Here is a 17,498-nt window from a genome sequence, read left to right as displayed (position 1 = left end):
TCGCTTTATTTTGCCCTTTCGGCGGGGGGAGGTCGTGTTTTCGTGTCTCGTTTTTTTTGGGGGTTTTGGGTGGTTTGCTTGCGGTTTTCGTGAAGCACCTGTGATGGTGTCGGTCTATTAGCGTTGCCCCTGCGCGGGGCGGCGGTTACTTTTCTTTGTCTTGCCAAAGAAAAGTAACCAAAAGAAAGGCGCTGTGAAAACGCATGACTTCCCGGTGCCGTGGTCATCGGAGTGGCCCGCGCCTAAGTGTCCGCGCCAGTCAGGAAACCGGAGTGGTTCGAGCAATGGTTCTGACACCACTCACCACCCGACAGAGCGGTATACCGCCCGCAAGCTCCGCCCTCGCTTCGCTCGGTCGACAGGTTCACACCGCTCAAGCAGCACGATCGAAAGATCACCCCAAACCCGATACGTACGCGGTCCTCACCTCTCGCTGCAGAAAAAGAGGGACGTACTCACCAACACGGAAACACGCGCCCTCATAGCGCAGTTGAGCAGCGATAACAGGCAACCGGCCCGGTCGTCAGAGGGGCGTAATCGGTCAGAATATCGGACCCGGCGCGCCGCGCGGGCGGAAGCACATAAGTGCCAGCCGCGCGATTTGAGGCACCTTGCAGCCGAGCGTAGCGAGGATGGAGCTTGCGGGCGGTATACCGCTCTGTCGGGTGGTGAGTGGTGTCAGAACCATTGCTCGAACCACTCCGGTTTCCTGACTGGCGCGGACACTTAGGCGCGGGCCACTCCGATGACCACGGCACCGGGAAGTCATGCGTTTTCACAGCGCCTTTCTTTTGGTTACTTTTCTTTGGCAAGACAAAGAAAAGTAACCGCCGCCCCGCGCAGGGGCGACGCTAATAGACCGACACCATCACAGGCACTTCACGAAAACCGCAAGCAAACCCCGAATCAATCCTTCCCCTCCCGCTCAACCAACGCGCCCCCGCGAGGCTCCCCCCCGGTCTGCTTTTCGAGCCACGCTCGCCGGTCCTCGCGAGGCGTCACGCCGAACCTTTCCCGATAGGCATTGGAAAAGTGCGCAGCAGAAGAAAACCCACAGGCAAGACTCACCTGCACGACCGATTTGCTCGTGCGCTGCAACTGGGTCCGAGCCTTGAGCAACCGAAGATTGAGGTAATACTTCGAGGGCATCGCCCCAAGATACTGCCGAAACAACCGCTCTAACTGTCGGCGCGAAACGCCGACCAATTCGGCGATCTCATCGGTAGTCAGGGGATCCTCGATATTGGCTTCCATCAACAGCAACGCATCGTTCAACCGCGGATGCCGCTCGCCGGGCGCGGTCACAAAAGGAATCCGCTGGCGTTCCTCGCCACTCCGCAAAGTCCCCGCACCGAGCGCATCGGCAATCCGCTCACCGAGATCGGGCCCATGCTCCCGGCCAATCATGGCCAGCATGAAATCCACGGTAGCCTGCCCACCCGCGCACGTCGCGCGATCCCGATCGATCTCGAAGATCTGCTGCGTGACGATCGAGCGCTCGAACTGCTCTGCGAACTGCTGATACGTTTCCCAGTTCACGCTCACGCGATACCCGGAAAGCTGCCCGGCCATCGCCAGCCACCACACGCCATGATGAATGCCGGTCACGACCGGCGTGCGCTGCCCGACCCGCGCGAGACTCGCGAGAAACAGCCGGTAATCGGCGAACTGCTGGAACCGCTCGGACACGACGATCAGCCAGTCGCACGCGATCGCATCGTTGAACGCCGCATCGGCATGCCATTGCGCGCCGCCCGCGAGCGTCACGGGTCGCCCGTCCCACGAACACACCTGCCAGCGATACAGCAGCCGCCCGTCGATCTCGTTCGCGAGGTTCAACGCATCGACGATCGGCCCCACGCCCGACATCGACACGGGCGGCAATGCAACGATCGCCACCTGCGTCGTGCGGGTAGCGCCTGCGGGACGAGACACCGGTACCACGGTTGAAACCTGCCCTGTCGCGTTACTTGAGACTGCCCGACAGGAACTGCTTGAGCCGCTCGCTCTGCGGGCGCACCAGCACCTCCTTCGGATCGCCCTCTTCCTCGGTCCGCCCCTGGTGCAGGAACATCACGTGATTCGACACGTTGCGCGCGAAGCCCATCTCGTGCGTGACGACGATCATCGTGCGGCCTTCCTCCGCAAGCTTCTGCATCACCTTCAGCACTTCGCCCACCAGCTCGGGGTCGAGCGCCGACGTCGGCTCGTCGAACAGCATCACGTCCGGATGCATCGCCAGCGCACGCGCAATCGCGACGCGCTGCTGCTGACCGCCCGACAGGTGCGACGGATACTGCTTCTCGACGCGCGGCGCGAGGCCGACTTTCTCGAGATACGCGCGTGCACGCTCCTCGGCTTCCTTCTTCGAAATGCCGAGCACGTGCACCGGCGCTTCCATCACGTTCTCGAGCACGTTCATGTGCGCCCACAGATTGAAGTGCTGGAACACCATCGCAAGCTTCGTGCGGATACGCTGAAGCTGCTTGTGATCGGCGACTTCGAGCGCGCCGGCGCGGTCGGTCTTCGTGCGCACGGTCTCGCCGTCGACGACGATCTGCCCCGCATTCGGCCGTTCGAGAAAATTGATGCAGCGCAGGAACGTGCTCTTGCCCGAGCCGCTCGCGCCGATGATGCTGATGACGTCACCGGCCTTCGCGTTCAGCGACACGCCCTTGAGCACCTCGTTGTCGCCATAGCGCTTGTGAATGTCGATCGCGGCAAGCTTGACGGAAGCGGCAGCGCTCGTTTGAGTGATCTCGGCCAACTGGCTCTCCTCGAAGTGATTCAATGACGGGCGGCCGCGAGATACGCAAGCCAGTGGCGCTCCGCGCGGCGAAACGCCGCGACGAGTGCGAAAGATACCGCAAGATAGATCAGCGCGGCGATTCCGAACGACTGGAACGCCATGTAGGTCGCGGAATTCGCGTCGCGCGCGACCTTCAGGATGTCCGGTACGGTCGCCGTGAACGCAACGGTCGTCGCGTGCAGCATCAGGATCACCTCATTGCTGTACAGCGGCAGCGCGCGGCGCAGCGCCGACGGCAGGATCACGCGGCGGTACATCGTGAACGGCGACATCCCGTATGCGCGCGCGGCCTCGACCTCGCCGTGCGGAATCGCGCGGATCGCCCCCGCGAAGATCTCCGTCGTGTACGCGCAGGTGTTCAGCGCGAACGCGAGAATCGCGCAGTTGAAGCCGCTTCGGAAGAACGCATCGAGCAGCGAATGCGAACGCACGAACTCGAGGCTGTACATGCCCGTGTACAGCAGCAGCAACTGCACGTAGAGCGGCGTGCCGCGGAATACGTACGTGTAGAACCGCACCGGCGTCGACACCCACTTGTTCCTCGACACGCGCGCAACCGCGAGCGGCACCGCGCACACGAAGCCGAGCGAAATCGACGCGACGAGCAGCCACAGCGTCACCGCGAGGCCGGAGAGGCGCTGGCCGTCCCAGTAAAGGAACGCCTGGCCGAATTCCTGAAGGATCTCGATCATAGTTCTGCGTGCCGCACGCCCATGGAATATCGCTTCTCGAGCTGGATCAGCACGAGGTTGGAAACGGTCGTGATCGCGAGATAGATCAGCGCCGCGACGAGGATGAAGAAGAACATGTTGAACGTGCTCTTGCCGGCGTCCTGCGCGGCCTTCACGACGTCCGCCAGGCCGATGATCGACACCAGCGCGGTGGCCTTCACGAGCACCTGCCAGTTGTTCCCGATCCCGGGCAATGCAAAGCGCATCATCTGCGGAAACATGATCCGCGCGAACACGCGCGCGCCGCTCATCCCGTAAGCCGCACCGGCTTCGAGCTGGCCGCGCGGCACCGACAGGAACGCGCCGCGGAACGTCTCGGTGAAGTACGCGCCGTAGATGAAGCCGAGCGTCAGCACGCCGGCCACGAACGGGTCGATGTCGATCTGGTCCCAGCCGACGAAGTCGGTGAACTGGTTCAGCCAGATCTGGATGCTGTAGAACAACAGCAGCATCAGGACGAGATCGGGCACCGAGCGGATCAGCGTCGTATAACCGGTCGCGATCGCTCGCAGCACCCGGTTGTGCGACAGCTTCACCACCGCGCCGATCAGCCCCAGCGCCACCGCAGTGGCGAGCGACAGCACCGACAGCTCGATGGTCTGCACGGTGCCGGCCCAGAGGACGGGACCAAAGCCGTAAAGGAACACGCGCGTCTCCAGAGTTGGAATGGATGCCGACGCGTATGCCTGTCCCGCGCCGGGCTGACGCGGATAGTCGCAAGCGAAATTGATTGTCTCAAATCACCTTGCATGCGATTGCTGCGCCGCAACAATCCGCCCCACCATTTACGACGTTGGCCTACACCGCTGTTTCAAAAGGAGAAAAGCCGCTCCCTGACAACCGGATAACGGGCAGGGAAGCGGACTTTTTGCAATTTTCCGGTCGCTTTTTCGATATAGCGCCGAAGCGGGCTGCGGCTGCGGTTATCGCCCCTTCAGGATGTCGGAGCGCGAAGTCGTATAGACAAGCCCGTCCGGGCCGAAATGGACGTTGAAGAATGCGTCGGTGTTGACGCCGTCCTCGAGCCAGCGCCAGCTCCACACCGTCTCGGGCTTGAGCGGATACTGCGCGATGTCGCCCGGCTTGCCGAGCAGGCGCCGCACCTCGTCCTCGTTCATCCCCGGGCGCACCTTCGCGAAATTCTCGGCGGTCAGCACCTGCGTCGCGCCCGTATAGCGGCCGTTCGCATCGAGATCGACGAACCACGTCTGGTTGCCCATCGGGCCGCGCGGGTATTCGAGACGCTTCGAGCCATCGGTGAAGTCGCGCTCGGTCTCGGGCTTGCCCATCGTGCCGCGCACGTCGGCCTCGGTCGATTCGCCGACCTTCAGCCCCTTCAGCAGCAGCGGCGCGGGCTTGATCGCGTTGAAGAAGTCCCTGATACGTTGCACGTCGAGGTTGCCTTGCTTGTCGTCGCAGCCGGTCAGCGCCAGCGCGGCGGCCAGCATCGTGACGGGAAGCAGCCGGAAACGGAAATTCATCGGAAGAAATGCGCGTCGAGAAAACACGCGCCAAGGATACCCGCGCGACGCCAAAAGCGCGAGACGGGCGCGCGGTCCGTCTCGTGTTCAATGCATCGTTTCGGTTTCGGTCTCGGCCACGCGGCTCGTCGCTTGCGGCGCGGCCGGCGGCACACCGATGCGGCGCCGCGTGCGCACGAGTTCGGCAAGCTGCCACGAACCGAGCGCCAGGCAGCCGAACAGCACCTCGCGGCCGCGCTTGACCAGCGCGAGCGACAGCGCCGTCTCGCGGTCGACGCCGAACATCTGCGCGAGCAGCACGACGGTCGCCTCCTGCACGCCGAGGCCGCCCGGCACCATGAACGCCGCATGACGCACGGCCTGCGTCATCGCCTCGATCGCGATCGCGCCGCCGATCGACACCGGATGGCCGAGCAGCGCGAGCGCCCAGTAGATCTCGAGCGCGCCGAGCACATAGCCGGCCAGCTGCCAGAAGAATGCGCTGAACAGCAGGCCCGTGCGCGACATCAGCCCATCGATGTCGGCATCGAGCCGCTTGCCGTCGACACCCTGCAGCAGCCGGTGCGAATCGCCGAGCAGGCGGCCCGCGAAACGCTCGATCGCATGGAAGATGCCGCCGCGACGCATCAGCACGACGCCGAGCACCGGCAGCGGCAGCGTGAGCAGCAGCGCGAGGCCGATCGTGCCGCCGCCCATGTTGTCCGTTGTCGCAAGAAGCAGCACGAGGCCGAGCGTCGCGAACGCATACTGGACGACGATCGTCACGAGCACCTCGACGATCACCGACGCCGTCACGCGGCTCGCGTCGGGCACCTGCCAGCGCGCAAGCCGGATGCCGACCAGCTCGCCGCCGATCCCGACCACCGGCAGCAGCCGGTTCACCGCTTCGCGGACAGTGGCAATCCACCACAGGAACGGCAGCGACGAGCGCTTGTCGAGCAGCAAGTGCCACGCATATGCATCGAGCAGCAGCGGCAGCGCATGGAACGGCACGAGCCACAGCAGCGCGTAACCGGCGCGCGCGAGCATCTGCGACACGTCGCCGATACCTTCATGCAGCCCCAGCGCGAGCAGGATGCCGATACCGAGCGGCCAGCCGAGCCATTTGATCCACTTGGTCATGACGGCTGCGCCCCCGGTGCACGCGACGTTTGTGCGCCGCGCCGTGCCGCGGGCTGACCGAACACCTCGGCAAAGCCGCCGGTCGCGACGCCGGCGGCCTTCAGCGCGGCCGCGACACGCGGCGACAGCAGCGCGTCGAGTTCGTCCACCGGACGGTAGCCGGCCATCGTCGGCGTGATCGGGCCGTCGCCGGCTTCGGCCGGATGGCAGTAAATCTCGCCGACGCCCGGCGGCAGCTTGGCCAGCGCGTCGAGCAGCACGGCCTCGTCCATCGCGCCCGTATGCTCGATCCCGACCACGTAGTCGTTGTGCGCGAGCCCCGCGCGGTCGAGCCGCGCGCGCACGAGCGCGATCCACGGCTTGAGCAGCGCGGGTGCGCTCGTCTCGTACGGCAGCCGCACCGCGCGCAGCCCGTAGTCGCGGCCGATCTCGATGATCATCGACAGCACGGTCGGATGCAGGTGGAAATGCTTGTGCGCGTTCACGTGGTCGAGCGGCAGGCCGCTCGCCGCGAACGCGTCGAACTGCGCGCGAATCTCGCGGCGCAGCTGCGCCCGCACGTGCGGCAGGAAGAAAAAGCGGCAGCCGTCCTTCGCCATCGCATCGCCGAAGCGCCCGTCGGGGCCGACGAGCGCGGGAATCTCATGCGCGGGCAGCGTGGCCGGCCCGTCCGCGAGGACGAGATGCAGGCCGACCGCGAGCGACGGCAACCGCCGCGCGCGCTCGATCGCATCCTGCGCGGCGGGCGCGCCGACCATCAGGCTGGCGGCGTTCAGCACGCCGTCGCGGTGTGCGCGCTCGACCGCCGCGTTGACGCGCGGGTGCAGCCCGAAGTCGTCCGCGGTGTAGATCAGCGCCCGCGCCGCCCGCTGCGTCGCCACGAATCAGGCCTCGTGTGCGCGCAGGAAGCGAAAGAACTCGACGCCTTCGCGCAGGCGGCGCTTCATCATGTCCCAGCTCGTCAGCATCTCGCGGACGATCTCCCAGATCTTCGACGGACGGAAGTAGAACTGGCGATAGAACTGCTCGAGATGGTGATAGATCTCGTCGCGCGACAGGTGCGCATAGCCGATCGCCGCGAGCTGCACGCCTTCCTTGCTCACCAGGTTGATGGTCTTGTTCTCTTCCATCCAGCCGTTTTCCACGGCCTGCTTGTAGAGCGTCGTGCCCGGATACGGCGCGGCGAGCGACACCTGGATCGTGTGCGGATTGATTTCCTTCGCGTACTCGATCGTCTTCTTGATGGTCTCCTGCGTCTCGCCCGGCAGGCCGAGGATGAAGGTGCCGTGGATCTTGATGCCGAGTTTCTTGCAGTCCGCGCTGAAACGGCGCGCGAAATCGGTGCGCACGCCCTTCTTGATGTTCACGAGGATCTGGTCGTCGCCGGATTCGAAGCCGACCAGCAGCAGGCGCAGGCCGTTTTCCTTCATGACCTTGAGCGTCTTGTACGGCACGTTCGCCTTCGCGTTGCACGACCACGTCATGCCGAGCTTGCCCAGGCCGATGGCGATGGCCTCAGCGCGCGGCAGGTCGTCGGTGAAGGTGTCGTCGTCGAACATCAGTTCCTTCACTTCCGGCATGTTGTCGCGGATCCACTTCGCTTCCGCGAGCACGTTCTCGACCGAACGCGTGCGATAGCGATGGCCGCTGACCGTCTGCGGCCACAGGCAGAACGTGCAGCGCGACTTGCAGCCGCGGCCCGTATAGATCGATACGTACGGATAGTTGAGGTAGCCGATGAAGTAGTTGTCGATCTTCAGGTCGCGCTTGTAGACGGGCGCGACGAACGGCAGTTCGTCCATGTTCTCGAGGATCGGACGCGCTTCGTTGTGCTCGATCGAGCCGTCCTTCGCGCGCCAGCTCAAGCCCTTGATCTCGGGGAACGGCTTGCCTTCGGCGATTTCCTTGCAGGTGTAGTCGAATTCCTCGCGGCACACGAAGTCGATTGCCTCGCTCGCCGTGAGCGAGTTGTGCGGATCGACCATCACCTTCGCGCCCACCATGCCGACCAGCATCGACGGCTTCATCTTCTTGAGATCCTGCGCGAACATCGCGTCGGTCGGGAACGACGGCGTGCTCGTGTGGATGATCACGAGGTCGTAGTCGTTCGCGATCTTCAGCGTTTCCTCGACCGACAGGCCGTCGGCCGGTGCGTCGACGACGCGGCTGCCCGGCACGAGCGCGGCCGGCTGCGCAAGCCACGTCGGGTACCAGAAGGAACGGATTTCGCGCTTCGCCTGATAGCGCGAGCCGGCTCCGCCGTCGAAGCCGTCATACGAAGGGGCCTGCAAGAACAGCGTTTTCATGAATGCTCCGGTAGCCTGCATAGTTCGATTCGTCACAACGATTCAGTCAAAAAACCGCGGGCCGCCGTACCGGCGCCCGCCTCTCTGTCATGTCGCGCCGCGCGGCCTCGCCGCGCAGCGCGTCTCGGCCCTCGGGCCGGGTTCGGTTGGAGCGGCCCTAGCGGCCGTCCACTGCTTCCACTGCCGCCGTCGCGCGTTCGCCGCCGACGACCGTCATCCGCGCGCCGCGCCACACGACGTGCGTGCCGAACGCGGCCGCGAGCCATTCGAGCGCGAGCAGCGTGTCGCGCACCGCGACGAGCGGCAGGTCGCGCCAGAACGCGAGCCAGCCGTCCTCGCCGCGCGCGTGCAGCACGAGCCGCCCGAACGCGCCCACCACGGCCGCCCAGCCCGCCAGCGAGCCGGCGAAGGTTCCGTCGAGGCGCAGCGCGAGCGCCGCGCCGATCGCGAGCCACGGCACGGTAAACGTAATGAACAGGAACGTGAAGCCGGCCGGGTTCAGCGAACGGATCGTGCGCAGCCAGCGCGTTTCGCGGTGCCACAGCGGCCCGAACGACGGTTCGATCACGTCGGTCGCGACCTCGACCTCCGACAGCACGGTGCGTCGCCCGAGGCGGCGCGGCAGCTCGGCCAGCCAGAAATCGTCGGCCAGTTCGTCCTTCAGCGCGGGAAAGCCGCCGATCCGGTCGAGCGTGTCGCGCGTCAGCGCGAGCGTCGCGCCGAAGCCGAAGCGGCTCGAGCGGCCGAGGTGCGTGATCCGGACCGACGGCGCGAACCAGGCGTCGACGAACTGTGCGCCGATCCGCGTCCAGAACCCGCCGACGCTGCGCGCATGGTACAGGCACGTGACGACCCCCACCGACACGTCGGCGAGCGGCGCCGTCACGCGCTCCAGATAGTCGGGCCTCACCGCGATGTCGCTGTCCGCGATCACGATGCGGCCGTACTTCGCGCGCTCGGCGAGGTTGATCAGGTTGGCGACCTTCAGATTCTTGCCGTGCACGCGCGCGTCGACCACGAGCGTGATGTCGCACTCGGGATAATCGGCGCGCAGCCGTTCGACCACGGCAATGGCCGGATCGGCCGCCGACGCGACGCCGAACAGCACTTCATAACGCGGATGGCGCTGCTCGCAGAACGTCGCGAGGTTTTCGTACAGGTGCGGCTCCGCGCCGCACAGCGGCTTGAGCACGCTGACCGGCTCGAAGCCGTCGCGCATGGCCGTGCGCGGCGTACGCGGCCGCGGTGCGAACGCCGCGACGAGCGCATAGCCGGCCGCGGCCAGCGTGAAGGCGATCAGGAGCCAGTCGAGCATCGTTGCGGTTGCCGTCATGCGCGACGCCTCCCGGCGACCTGAACGCCATGGAGCACGCCTGAGCGTGATTGAGCGTGATTCGGTATTCCGACAACGACGAACGCGGGCACGACCCGACTCCTTGTTCCAGCAGCGTCTGTATATGAGGGAGGCTCGACCCATCTTTCGGGTATGGCCATGCCCGGCTTCGCGTGGCGCATCGCCGCGCGACACCCGGACGGGATACGGGAAGACTCGTATGGCTACCTTCGGCACAACATGGGCAGGCGCCGGATTTTAGCAGCCCGCGGCACCCCGCGCTCGGCACTACGAGAAACGGACTGGTGCAATTCCGGCAAAGCTGCGCAGTCGGCGAACCATTTGGGCACACCCGCGTTCACGTTAGCGTAAGCGGTTTGCAGGCGTATTGCAGTCTTGAAAATCAAACGTTTCGTGCAAATTTGTATGTCGATGCGGATTCACATCCAATCGCCGTAAAGATTGGTAATTAATCGGCAATTAGATTGATTTTTGCAACGATCATCAAATTCAACCCTGCATCCCTGAAAGGCGCATGGGTATCGGGCCGCCCCCAGCACGTTCCGGTGCCCTTTGGCAAAATCCCCGGCATTTGTTGCGTAAGTGCATCACCCCGCTCCCCCGTTCGAAGGCCAACCGATGACTCCGTTTTCCGTACTCGACCTCGCCCCCATTCCGGCCGGCGCCGACGCCTCCCAGGCATTCCGCAACACCGTCGATCTCGCGCAGCATGCGGAGCGTTGGGGTTACCGGCGCTACTGGCTCGCCGAGCATCACAACATGCCCGGCATCGCGAGCGCGGCAACGGCCGTCGTGATCGGCCACGTCGCGGGCGCCACGCAGACGATCCGGGTCGGGTCGGGTGGCATCATGCTGCCGAATCACGCGCCGCTCGTGATTGCCGAGCAGTTCGGCACGCTCGCGTCGCTGTATCCGGGGCGCATCGATCTCGGCCTCGGCCGCGCGCCCGGCACCGACCAGACCACGTCGCGCGCGCTGCGCCGCGACCTGATCGGCAGCGCCGACTCGTTTCCGGATGATGTCGCCGAGCTGCAGCGCTACTTCGCGGAGCCCGTGCCCGGCCAGCGCGTGCGCGCAGTGCCCGGCGCAGGGCTCGACGTGCCCGTGTGGCTGCTCGGCTCGAGCCTGTTCAGCGCCCAGCTCGCCGCGATGCTCGGGCTGCCGTTCGCGTTCGCGTCGCACTTCGCGCCGGATTACCTGATGCGCGCGCTCGAGATCTATCGTGCGCAGTACCGGCCGTCGGCCGCATGGCCGAAGCCGCATGCGATGGTCGGCGTCAACGTGTTCGTCGCCGATACCGACGACGAGGCGCGGCGCCTGTTCACGTCGCTGCAGCAGCAGTTCATCAATCTGCGGCGCGGCACGCCGGGCAAGCTGCCGCCGCCGGTCGACGTGCTCGAGGCCAACGAGCTGGAACTCGCGACCGTCGCGCATTCGCTGTCGTTCGCGGCGGTCGGCTCGCGCGACACGGTGCGCGACAAGCTGCGCGACCGCATCGCGCAGACGGGGGCCGACGAACTGATCGTCACCGCACAGATCTACGATCACGCGGCACGGCTGCGCTCGTTCGAATTGACCGCGCAGATCCGCGACGAACTCGCGAGCGAAACGCACTGACGGCGCTCGCCCGGGCCGCCTGCGGCCGGCCCCGCATCACTGCGGGTGCACGGCCTCGAGCCCGTCGAGCAGCGCCTTGTGGAACGCGTCCGGGTCCTGGATCTGCGGCGCGTGCCCGAGCGCCGGGAACTCGACGAGCTGCGCGCCGGGGATCGCGGCCTGCGTGCGCTTCGCGAGTTCCGGGTAGCGGCCGAGCTTCGCATGCACGTCAGGCGGCGAGACGTCCTTGCCAATCGCGGTCGTGTCCTTGTCGCCGATCATCAGCAGCGTCGGCACGCGGATCGCGCCGAGTTCATAGACCACCGGCTGCGTGAGGATCATGTCGTAGATCAGCGCGGAGTTCCACGCGACCGCATCGCGACCCGCGCCACGGTACATCCCGGCCAGCATCTGCACCCAGCGCTCGTACGACGGCGACCACTTGCCCGCGTAGTACGTGCCCTGCTCGTAGCGGCGGATGCCGTCGGCCGTGGTCTTCAGTTCGCGCGCATACCAGTAGTCGACCGGCAGCGGCGGCACGCCGAGCGCCTTCCAGTCCTCGAGGCCGATCGGGTTCACGAGCACGAGCTGGTCGGTCGCCTTCGGATACATCAGCGCGTAGCGCATCGCGAGCATCCCGCCCGTCGAGTGGCCGACGATCGTCGCCGACTTCACCCCCACCGATTCGAGCAGCGCGTGCGTGTTGCGCGCCAGTTGCTGGAAGCTGTACTGGTAGCGATCGGGCTTCGACGACTTGCAGAAGCCGATCTGGTCCGGCGCGATCACGCGATAGCCGGCACGGCTCAGCACGCCGATCGTGTCCTCCCAGGTCGCCGCGCAGAAGTTCTTCCCGTGCAGCAGCACGACGGTGCGGCCGTTCGGGTGTGCCGGCTGCACGTCGAGATAGGCCATCTCGAGGGTTTCGCGCTGCGACACGAACGTGTACAGATGCACGGGCGCCGGATAGGTGAACCCTTCCAGGCGCGGTCCATACACGGGCCCGTCGTTGCCGGCGGGCGATGCGGCGGCCGCCATGGCAGGCATGGCGCACGCGGCGGCGACACCCATGCCGAGCACGGCGGCGCGCGCGGCAAACAACATCTTGCGAATCGAAAGCATGGCGATCACGGTGATTGGAGACGCTCGCGGGCAGCCAGGCCGCCTCGCGCCCAGCGATTCTACGCGGTCACGCTGACGACGGCGCGCAACACTCCGGGGCCGCGCGACTTCCGCGCGCGCGACGAACTCGGGTATCGTGTGACGTGACCCTGAAACGCGTGCAGGCGATTCCCATGAAAAACGTCCTCAGCATTCAGTCGCACGTCATCTACGGCCATGCCGGCAACAGTGCGGCCGTGTTCCCGATGCAGCGCCTCGGCGTCAACGTCTGGCCGCTCAATACCGTCCAGTTGTCGAATCACATGCAGTACGGTCACTGGGCCGGCAGTGCGATCGATGCCGCGAAGATGGAGCAGCTCGTCGACGGCATCGCCGCCATTGGCGCACTCAAGCGCTGCGACGCCGTGCTGTCCGGCTTCCTCGGCTCGCCGCCGCAGGCGCGTGCGGCCGTCGAGATCGTCCGCTCGGTGAAGGCGATGAACCCGAACGCGTGGTACTTCTGCGATCCGGCGATGGGCCAGACGGGCGGCATCCGGCCCGAGCCCGGCGTCGAGGAATTCATGGTCCAGGAGATGCCGGCGCTCGCGGACGGCATGTCGCCGAACCACACCGAACTGCAGAAGCTCGTCGGACGGCGCATCGAAACCGTCGCCGAAGCCGTCGACGCGTGCCGCGCGCTGATCCGCCGCGGCCCGCAGATCGTCCTCGTCAAGCACCTGCACGACCGCAACAGCCCGGCCGATCGTTTCAACATGCTCGCGGTCACCGAAACCGAAGCGTGGATCGGCCAGCGTCCGCTGTACGCGTTTCCGCGCCATCCGGTCGGCGTCGGCGACCTGACCAGCGCGATCTTCGTCGCATGCCGGCTGCGCGGCGACTCCGTGCGCGCCGCGTTCGAGCATACGCTCGCGGCCGTGCATGCGGTCGTGAAGGCTACCTACGATGCGCGCCGCTACGAGCTCGAACTGGTCGCCGCGCAGGACGAAATCGCGCGCCCGAGCGAATGGTTCGGGGCGTGGGTCACGGACGCCTGACACGCGGGCGTCGCCCTCCGCTTCATCGGCGCGCATCCCGCGCCGCTTTCCAGCCGCCCCCGCCGCACCACGACCGCCGGCGACAGGTGTCCCGACGCTGCCTCGAGATCGCTTCGATGCGGATGCAAACGTTTCCGGACTTCACATGAATGACACCGATTCCTCGCTATGCTCGCGGCGGCACGACCCGACGCAGCCGCATCCTGCGACCCAGGCGCGCCCTTCCAGCAGGTCCCGCCAATCGGCTCCCCCTTTAACGCACGATAACGACCATGACCCGATCGAACCGTCGTGACTTCCTGCGCGTCGCTGCCGGCACCGCCGGCGCCGCCGCGCTGAACCTGTTTCCGCCCGTGATTCGCGATGCGCTTGCGATTCCCGCGAACCGCCGCACGGGCACCATCCGCGATATCGAACACATCGTGATCCTGATGCAGGAGAACCGCTCGTTCGACCACTACTTCGGCACGATGCGCGGTGTCCGCGGCTTTGGTGACCCGCGCCCGCTGCGCCTCGCGAACGGCAAGTCGGCGTTCCACCAGCCGGTCGGCCCGGCCGAGCTGCTGCCATTCCATCCGGGCGCGGACAAGCTCGGCCTGCAGTTCCTGCAGGACCTGCCGCACGGCTGGCAGGACATGCACGCCGCCTGGAACAAGGGCCGCTACGACCAGTGGGTGCCGAACAAGGGCACCACGACGATGGCGTACCTGAAGCGCGACGACATCCCGTTCCACTACCAGCTCGCCGACGCGTTCACGATCTGCGACGCGTACCACTGCGCGATCCCGAGCTCAACCGATCCGAACCGCTACTACATGTGGACGGGCTACGTCGGCAACGACGGCACGGGCGGCGGCCCGGTGCTCGGCAACGAGGAAGCGGGCTACGGCTGGACGACCTACCCGGAAGTGCTGGAGAACGCCGGCGTCTCGTGGAAGATCTACCAGGACATCGGCACAGGCCTGAACGCCGCCGGGTCGTGGGGCTGGACGCAGAACCCGTACATCGGCAACTACGGCGACAACTCGCTGCTCTACTTCAACCAGTACCGCACCGCGCTGCCCGGCACGCCGCTGTACGACAAGGCGCGCACCGGCACCAACATCAGTGCGGGCGGCACGCTGTTCGACGTGCTGCAGCAGGACGTGAAGAACGGCACGCTGCCGCAGGTGTCGTGGATCTGCGCGCCGGAAGCGTATTCCGAGCATCCGAACTGGCCGGCGAACTACGGCGCCTGGTACATCGAGCAGGTGCTGAAGGCGCTCGTGTCGAATCCGGAGGTATGGAGCAAGACCGCGCTCTTCATCACGTACGACGAAAACGACGGCTTCTTCGACCACGTGCAGCCGCCGTTCGCGCCGCAGTCGCGCGACAACGGACTGTCGACGGTCGCGACGACCAACGAGGTATTCCCCGGCGATGCATCGCACATGGCCGGCCCGTACGGGCTCGGGCCACGCGTGCCGATGCTCGTCGTGTCGCCATGGACGAAGGGCGGCTGGGTCTGCTCGCAGACCTTCGATCACACGTCGCTGCTGCAATTCATCGAAGCGCGCTTCGGCGCGCAGTATCCGGTCAAGGCCGGCAACATCTCGCCGTGGCGTCGCACGGTGTGCGGCGACCTGACCGCCGCGTTCGATTTCGCAACAACCGACGCCGGCTGGCCGACGCTGCCGGACACGAGCGGCTACGCGCCGCCCGACCGCCTGCGCCACCCCGACTACATCCCGGTGCCGCCGGTGCTGCAGAAGCTGCCGAAACAGGAGGCCGGGCTGCGTCCGGCGCGCGCGCTGCCGTACGAGTTGTTCGCGCACGGCCGCGTCGAATCGGTGAACGGCCTGTTCCGGCTGACCTTCGCGAACACGGGCCGGGCGGGCGCCGCGTTCCAGGTGCAGTCGCGCAACCGTCTCGACGGTCCGTGGACGTATACGGTCGAAGCCGGCAAGCGGATCGACGACACGTGGAGCGCCGCCGCGTCGCTCGGCCTGTACGACCTCGACGTGTACGGCCCGAACGGCTTCTACTGCCATTTCCGTGGCCCGTTCGCGACCGGCGTCGGCAGCGCGAACGTGAACCCCGAGGTGATCTACGGCTACGACGTCGCGAACGGCAACATCACGCTGCGCCTGATGAACCGCGGCCACCAGGCCGTGCGGCTCAAGGTCACGAACGCGTACGGCCACGGCCGCGCGCGCACGTTCGACCTCGCACCGGGCCAGCAGATCGACGACTACTGGGATCTGCGCGGCAGCCACGGCTGGTACGACCTGACCGTCAGCGACGGCCGGCTGCTCGGCTTCCTGCGCCGCTTCGCGGGCCACGTCGAGACGGGCCGTCCGAGCACCAGCGATCCGCTGATCCGCACGCACGCATCGCACGACGATGCCGAAGCCGCATCGGACGCCCTGTCCGACTGACGGCGTCCGGTGCGCGGCGCGGCCCCGGCGGGCCGCGCCGCCTCCCTGCTCCTCCCCCCTCTCCACCCGCTCCGTTCGCGACGGGAAACTCCCGATACCGGCCGCCGCCGCACGCGCGGAAGCTATGCGCAAATCCTCACCGAATGCGCGGCAAATTGCCAAGACCCGGGCATATCGGCGACCTATATATCGAGGCAGTCGGGGCGCCTCACAAAGCCTGACGGGAGAATCTTCCGAGGATCACGATGCCGACCTCCCCGCCCGATTCCGAGAAGCGGTCGAACCGCCCGCCCGTCGCACGCGCCCGGCCCGCCCGAGCGCATGCGGTATTCACTCGCAGGTGTCGAACAAGAGGAACAACATGAAATTCCGTCATTCCGTACTGTCGGTGTCGATTGCATCCGCGCTTGCCCTCCTCTCGCAACAGGCCGCCCAGGCCGCCGATACGACCGACGTAAAAGTCGGGTTCGCCGCGCCGCTCACGGGCGTGAACGCCGGTTACGGCAAGGACCTGCAAAACGGCGTGCAGCTTGCGCTCGACGATGCCGCCGCGCAGAAGGTGCAGATCGCCGGCAAGCCCGCACACTTCGACCTCGTCGTGCAGGACGACCAGGCCGACCCGCGCATCGGCGTGCAGGCCGCGCAGGCGCTCGTCGACCAGAACGTGTCGGTCGTGGTCGGCCACTTCAACTCGGGGACGACGATTCCGGCGTCGGTCGTCTACGACAAGGCCGGCATCCCGGTGATCGATCCGGCCGCCACCAACCCGACGCTCACCGCGCGCGGGCTCGCGAACATGTTCATGGTGATCGCGACCGACGGCCAGAACGCCGGCAACGCGGGCAAGTACGCAGTCGACGTGACGAAGGCGAAGCGCATCGCGATCATCGACGACCGCACCGCGTTCGGCCAGGGCGAGGCCGACGAGTTCGAGAAGGCCGTGAAGGCCGCCGGCGGGAACATCGTCGGCCGCGAATTCACCAGCAACCAGGCGGTCGACTTCCGCGCGCAGATCACGAGCCTGAAGGCCAGGAACCCCGACCTGATCTTCTTCGGCGGCCTCGACTCACTCGCCGCGAACTTCATCAAGCAGATGCGCCAGCTCGGGCTGAACGCGCAGTTCGTCGGCGGCGGCGGCGTGAAGGACAACGAGTTCATCAAGATCGCGGGCCCGGCCGCCGAAGGCGCGATGGCATGGGAATACGGCCGGCCCCTCGACGAGCTGCCGCAAGGAAAGGATTTCGAACAACGCTTCAAGAAGCGCTTCGGCGTCGACGTGCTGTCATACGCGCAGTTCGGCTACGACGCGGCGTGGGCAGCGATCAAGGCCATGCAGGCGGCCGGCTCGACCGACCCGAAGGTCTATCGTCCGGCGCTGAAGAAGATCGACTTCGAAGGCGTCACCGGCCGCATCTCGTTCGCGAACGACGGCTCGCTGAAGAGCGGGATGTCGACGCTGTACCAGGTGAAGAGCGGCGCATGGAAGACGATCACGACGAAGGGAGGCTGATCGGTGGTGCCGGCGGCCG

14 protein-coding genes are annotated in these 17,498 nt (G+C 66.2%); 4 read left to right on the top strand and 10 right to left on the bottom strand.

Annotated features, from left to right (window positions below; genetic code table 11):
- Window positions 1–906 precede the first annotated feature (906 nt).
- The 9 genes from HWX36_RS09055 to hpnI form a co-directional block, all read right to left on the bottom strand.
- Window positions 907–1,944: a GlxA family transcriptional regulator gene (locus HWX36_RS09055; protein ID WP_175951768.1), complete on the bottom strand. Its 1,038-nt coding sequence runs from the start codon at window positions 1,942–1,944 to the stop codon at window positions 907–909.
- 22 nt (window positions 1,945–1,966) lie between these two features.
- Entirely contained in the window at window positions 1,967–2,767 is an 801-nt protein-coding gene (locus tag HWX36_RS09050) for an ABC transporter ATP-binding protein (protein WP_175951767.1), read from the bottom strand.
- 20 nt (window positions 2,768–2,787) lie between these two features.
- A complete protein-coding gene (locus HWX36_RS09045; RefSeq protein WP_043182061.1) occupies window positions 2,788–3,501 on the bottom strand; it encodes an ABC transporter permease in 714 nt (237 codons plus the stop codon).
- On the bottom strand, window positions 3,498–4,187 hold the full coding sequence (hisQ, locus tag HWX36_RS09040; RefSeq protein WP_175951766.1) for a histidine ABC transporter permease HisQ: 690 nt from the start codon (window positions 4,185–4,187) through the stop codon (window positions 3,498–3,500). Before hisQ ends, HWX36_RS09045 begins: the two co-directional genes overlap by 4 nt.
- Window positions 4,188–4,463: 276 nt before the next feature.
- Window positions 4,464–5,021, bottom strand: a complete 558-nt coding sequence (locus tag HWX36_RS09035) for a lipoprotein (RefSeq protein ID WP_043182057.1) — start codon at window positions 5,019–5,021, stop codon at window positions 4,464–4,466.
- Window positions 5,022–5,108: 87 nt separating this feature from the next.
- A complete protein-coding gene (locus HWX36_RS09030) occupies window positions 5,109–6,143 on the bottom strand; it encodes an HpnL family protein (protein ID WP_175951765.1) in 1,035 nt (344 codons plus the stop codon).
- Window positions 6,140–7,024 (bottom strand): hopanoid biosynthesis-associated protein HpnK, encoded by an 885-nt coding sequence (gene hpnK, locus HWX36_RS09025; protein ID WP_175951764.1) that lies wholly within the window; start codon window positions 7,022–7,024, stop codon window positions 6,140–6,142. The genes HWX36_RS09030 and hpnK overlap by 4 nt, the downstream gene beginning before the upstream one ends.
- A 3-nt stretch (window positions 7,025–7,027) precedes the next feature.
- Complete coding sequence (hpnJ, locus tag HWX36_RS09020) at window positions 7,028–8,470, bottom strand: hopanoid biosynthesis associated radical SAM protein HpnJ (protein WP_306426965.1); 1,443 nt, start codon at window positions 8,468–8,470, stop codon at window positions 7,028–7,030.
- Between the two features lie 136 nt (window positions 8,471–8,606).
- Entirely contained in the window at window positions 8,607–9,782 is a 1,176-nt protein-coding gene (hpnI, locus tag HWX36_RS09015) for a bacteriohopanetetrol glucosamine biosynthesis glycosyltransferase HpnI (RefSeq protein ID WP_175951763.1), read from the bottom strand.
- A 639-nt stretch (window positions 9,783–10,421) separates the two neighbouring features.
- Between hpnI and HWX36_RS09010 the strand changes: the two genes are divergently transcribed.
- On the top strand, window positions 10,422–11,420 hold the full coding sequence (locus HWX36_RS09010; protein WP_175951762.1) for an LLM class flavin-dependent oxidoreductase: 999 nt from the start codon (window positions 10,422–10,424) through the stop codon (window positions 11,418–11,420).
- Between the two features lie 36 nt (window positions 11,421–11,456).
- Here the strand turns inward: HWX36_RS09010 and HWX36_RS09005 are convergent, their stop codons facing one another.
- Complete coding sequence (locus HWX36_RS09005; RefSeq protein WP_175951761.1) at window positions 11,457–12,518, bottom strand: alpha/beta hydrolase; 1,062 nt, start codon at window positions 12,516–12,518, stop codon at window positions 11,457–11,459.
- 173 nt (window positions 12,519–12,691) lie between these two features.
- Here HWX36_RS09005 and pdxY point away from each other — a divergent pair, with 173 nt between their 5' ends.
- The 3 genes from pdxY (at window position 12,692) to HWX36_RS08990 (ending at window position 17,479) form a co-directional block, all read left to right on the top strand.
- A complete protein-coding gene (gene pdxY, locus HWX36_RS09000; RefSeq protein WP_175951760.1) occupies window positions 12,692–13,552 on the top strand; it encodes a pyridoxal kinase PdxY in 861 nt (286 codons plus the stop codon).
- A gap of 272 nt (window positions 13,553–13,824) precedes the next feature.
- Window positions 13,825–15,969 (top strand): phospholipase C, phosphocholine-specific, encoded by a 2,145-nt coding sequence (locus HWX36_RS08995; RefSeq protein ID WP_175951759.1) that lies wholly within the window; start codon window positions 13,825–13,827, stop codon window positions 15,967–15,969.
- Between the two features lie 361 nt (window positions 15,970–16,330).
- Window positions 16,331–17,479, top strand: coding sequence for a branched-chain amino acid ABC transporter substrate-binding protein (locus HWX36_RS08990; protein ID WP_175951758.1), 1,149 nt, complete (start codon window positions 16,331–16,333; stop codon window positions 17,477–17,479).
- Window positions 17,480–17,498 lie beyond the last annotated feature (19 nt).

Source organism: Burkholderia sp. BCC0405 (genome assembly GCF_902833075.1).
Taxonomy (GTDB): Bacteria; Pseudomonadota; Gammaproteobacteria; order Burkholderiales; family Burkholderiaceae; genus Burkholderia.
Note: the sequence above shows the minus strand (reverse complement) of the source record. Positions and strands in the feature narration are given on the sequence as shown.

Bases quoted from the DNA above. Each gene is read 5' to 3' on its own strand.
- HWX36_RS09045 (WP_043182061.1), bottom strand. From the start codon at position 3,501: ATGATCGAGATCCTTCAGGAATTCGGCCAGGCGTTCCTTTACTGGGAC.
- HWX36_RS09005 (WP_175951761.1), bottom strand. From the start codon at position 12,518: ATGCTTTCGATTCGCAAGATGTTGTTTGCCGCGCGCGCCGCCGTGCTC.
- HWX36_RS09035 (WP_043182057.1), bottom strand. From the start codon at position 5,021: ATGAATTTCCGTTTCCGGCTGCTTCCCGTCACGATGCTGGCCGCCGCG.
- HWX36_RS08995 (WP_175951759.1), top strand. From the start codon at position 13,825: ATGACCCGATCGAACCGTCGTGACTTCCTGCGCGTCGCTGCCGGCACC.
- HWX36_RS09030 (WP_175951765.1), bottom strand. From the start codon at position 6,143: ATGACCAAGTGGATCAAATGGCTCGGCTGGCCGCTCGGTATCGGCATC.
- hpnI (WP_175951763.1), bottom strand. From the start codon at position 9,782: ATGACGGCAACCGCAACGATGCTCGACTGGCTCCTGATCGCCTTCACG.
- pdxY (WP_175951760.1), top strand. From the start codon at position 12,692: ATGAAAAACGTCCTCAGCATTCAGTCGCACGTCATCTACGGCCATGCC.
- HWX36_RS09010 (WP_175951762.1), top strand. From the start codon at position 10,422: ATGACTCCGTTTTCCGTACTCGACCTCGCCCCCATTCCGGCCGGCGCC.
- hpnJ (WP_306426965.1), bottom strand. From the start codon at position 8,470: ATGCAGGCTACCGGAGCATTCATGAAAACGCTGTTCTTGCAGGCCCCT.
- HWX36_RS08990 (WP_175951758.1), top strand. From the start codon at position 16,331: ATGAAATTCCGTCATTCCGTACTGTCGGTGTCGATTGCATCCGCGCTT.